Source organism: Methanocrinis sp., from assembly GCF_049974945.1.
Lineage (GTDB): Archaea > Halobacteriota > Methanosarcinia > Methanotrichales > Methanotrichaceae > Methanocrinis.
In genome coordinates this window covers 1-3,262 of the sequence record NZ_JBNGCU010000147.1, presented here as the reverse complement: position 1 = coordinate 3,262, position 3,262 = coordinate 1, and the positions used below count along the sequence as shown (strand labels likewise).

Here is a 3,262-nt window from a genome sequence, read left to right as displayed (position 1 = left end):
ATGTAATATAGCTGACCTGCCTTTAAGTCTAGATAAATTAGGGCGCCCGACCGGAGGTTAATCGAAATCCTCTCTGGAGGAGGTAGAATGCGAGCCACCTCGCATACGGCCTGAAGAGCGCGAGCATCCTCTCCTGCTCGTCGCCGGAGAGGCTCCCACCAATGTGTCGGCGCCGATCCCGTCCTCGGGATCGAGGCGGCGGGAACGCCCCCAGGAGTCGCGTCCTGACGACGGCGATTTTGGGATCACAGAGGTGAGAGGCGCAGGAACCTGCGAGCATCGTGGCCCGAAGCGCCCAAGAATGAAAAGCAGCTGCATGGGGCAAATTATACTCCGCTGCAAGCTGCGGCTATTTGATAAAAATAAAGGGGGACAAATCGACCCGATGGCTCCGCCCCTGTGGGGTGGGGCGGGCCGGGCGACGAAGTCGCCAGAGAAAAGCGAAATACGGCGGCCGCACGCGCGGCTCGCCTGGTCGCAGGTCTATACACAGGTGTCCAGAAGCCTACCGCCCTTTCCCTTCTTGCCTTTCTTGCTTCCGCCACCTCTCTCTTCACCGGGATGTATCGGCTCGACCTCCGCGACTTCTTCCTCTTTCTTCTCTTTCTTCTCTTCGGCCATTTGAATCACTCCAGGTATTAATTCAGCCGTACTCGTTTATTAAACTTTCCGGTACCCTGGCGCCTTTTTTCTCGATTTGGAAGATTTGGCCTCCTTCAATCCACCAAAAGCGCCAATTATGCCGATATTTCTCTTGACCATTGCGCGGGAGGCGGGCATCGCAGCAGATCGAGACCGAGCGGCCCAAAAACGAAAAATCGCAGATCGCATCCAGGATAGGCCAATGAATCGACCCTCCCCCGCGCGATAGACCGTCAGAAATCTTGGAGATTCAAACCTGAAAAATAACCGGCGGCCCATCATCGGCCGCTCTTCAGATCCTTCACCACGCAGGTCGGGTCCTCCCCACAAACGTCTCCGAGATAGTACCTGGCCTTCTGCCGACATCCTCCGCAGACCTCCAGGTACTCGCAATCGCCACAGGCCCCCTTGAGATGGGACCTGATATCCCTCAGGGCCAGAAGCTCGGGGACCGGATGGTCGATCCAGATGTCCTGGAAGCTACTCTCCCGGACGTTCCCGACGACGACCTCGGGCATGAAGTGGCAGGGGTGGACGTCTCCACGATGGTTGATGTTTGCGACCTTTATCCCTGCGGTGCAGCCCCCGGCGTTAAGGAGGAGCCTTCTGACCCTCTCCCGTTTCTCGGGATCGTCTTTCAGCATTTCCAGGAGGTAGGCTCCGTCCATGGGGGAGTCGGTCGAGAGTATCTCGATCTCCTCTTCCTTCAGCTCGACAGCGGCCTCGGCCAAGAACTTGATGACGCTCCTCCTCTCCTCGGCGGTCACGTCCCGGTCTGAGATATCGGCCCCCCTCCCCACGGGTACGAGGTGATAGAGGCAGAACCGGGGTATCTCCATCGCAAGGGTCAGGTCCAGGAGGGCGGGTATCTCGTGCCAGTTCTCCTTGGTGAGGGTCACCCGCAGGCCCGTCTTGAGGCCCGCATCTCTCGCATTCTTGAGGCCGGCGATCGCCCTCTCGTAGGCTCCCTCGACCCCCCTGAACCGGTCATGAACCTCCGGCCTGCAGGAGTCGAGGCTGACGCCGACGTACCTGATGGCGGCCTCTTTGAGGAGCCTTGCAGCCTCCGGGGTTATGAGGGTCCCGTTCGTCGAGATGACCGTTCGCAGGCCCACCTCCCTGGCGTGGAAGGCGTAGGCGTAAAAGTTCCGGCTTAGAAGGGGCTCGCCGCCGGTGAGTATCAGAATCGGGACCTTCAGGTCCGCCAGCTCGTCGATGAGCCTTATCCCCTCCTCGAGCCTCAGCTCCTCGGCGGCGGAGGCCGTCGCATCTATATAGCAGTGCTCGCAGGCGAGGTTGCAGTGGCGGGTGATGTTCCACATAACCACGGGCTTCTTCTGGCCCGAGAACCTTATCATCTCGTCGGGGACGGGCTCGCCGATCTCTTCAGCGGCCCTGATGGCGTCCCAGACCGTCGCCTGGTCTGCCAGGGCCTTCGAGAATATGATCATCTTATCCTCCTGATCTCTTCCAGCATCGATTTGAATGTATACGTCTCCGGGACAGAGTCCACCCTCACGCCCAGGCGCGCGAGCTCGGCTTCTGTGGGCGGTCCTATCGCCGCCACCTTCGCTCTTGCGAGCCTCTCCCGAAGATCGGCCTCCGCTCCCAGCTCCTTTGCCCTCTCGATCAGGTTCTTCGCCGTGGAGCCGCTGGTGAAGGCGAAGACGTCGGGCCTTCCCCGCAGTATCAGCCAGTCGAGCCTCGGATCGGCGGAAGGGGCGATGTCGTAGAGGTGGACCTCGCCCACCTCGACCCCTGCCTCCTCAAGTATTCTGACCAGCTCGGGGCTTCCTTGAGCACTCCGGAGGAGCAGGACCCGCCTGAACTTCGGGGCCAGGGCGAGGGCGAGACCCCTGGAGCTGAAGCTCTCCGGGACTACTGCGACTGAGAGGCCACGTTCCTCCAGAGCCTCCCGCGTCCTCGGGCCGATGGTGGCGAGGACGGACCTTCCGAGGAGTTTGGCCACCTCGTCGTCCCGGAGGGCGATCTCGGCCCCCGTGGCGCTGGTGAAGACGACGCAGTCCGCCCTCTCGATCCTCTCGGGCAGGTCCTTGGGGAGCGGAAGCTCCGAAAAGGCTATGGAGGGGGCCAGGATCGGCCTGAACCCCAGCTTCCGGGCGATCCTCTCCGACTCCTTCCCCCGATTGTCGGGCCTCAGGATGGCGATGGTGGGGGGCCTCAGCTTTAAAGAGAGGGATACGACCTCCCCCACCACCAGTATCGCTGGAGACTGAAGATCGGCCTCTTTCGCCCTCTCGACGATATCGCCCAGGGTTCCCACCACCAGCCTCTCCTCTGGGCTCCACCCCCTCTCGATGAGGGCCGCCGGGGTATCGGGACCTCGCCCCCCCTCCAGCAGCGCCGAGGTGTTCTCCTCTAGCCTCGATACACCCATCAGGACTACGAGGGTTCCCCCGACCTTTGCCAGGGCCTTCCAGTCCAGGTTCTCATCCTTTCCTGGCTCCTCGTGGCCCGTGACCACGGTGAAGGCCGTGGATACGCCCCGATGGGTGACGGGGATCCCCGCCCCGGCGGGAACCGATATCGCCGAGGTGACGCCGGGCACCACCTCGAAGGGCAGCCCCGCCTCGGCCAGGGCGAGCCCCTCCTCGCCGCC

3 protein-coding genes are annotated in these 3,262 nt (G+C 62.0%); all 3 read right to left on the bottom strand.

Translation table 11 applies throughout. From position 1 onward, the window contains the following. Positions 1-483: 483 nt before the first annotated feature. A complete protein-coding gene (locus ACP5EL_RS09890; protein WP_428402345.1) occupies positions 484-621 on the bottom strand; it encodes a hypothetical protein in 138 nt (45 codons plus the stop codon). A gap of 299 nt (positions 622-920) precedes the next feature. Then, positions 921-2,093, bottom strand: a complete 1,173-nt coding sequence (locus ACP5EL_RS09885) for a radical SAM protein (protein WP_428402344.1) — start codon at positions 2,091-2,093, stop codon at positions 921-923. Next, on the bottom strand, positions 2,090-3,262 hold a 1,173-nt coding region (locus ACP5EL_RS09880), incomplete at its 5' end, for a uroporphyrinogen-III synthase (protein WP_428402343.1). The genes ACP5EL_RS09880 and ACP5EL_RS09885, both read right to left, overlap by 4 nt.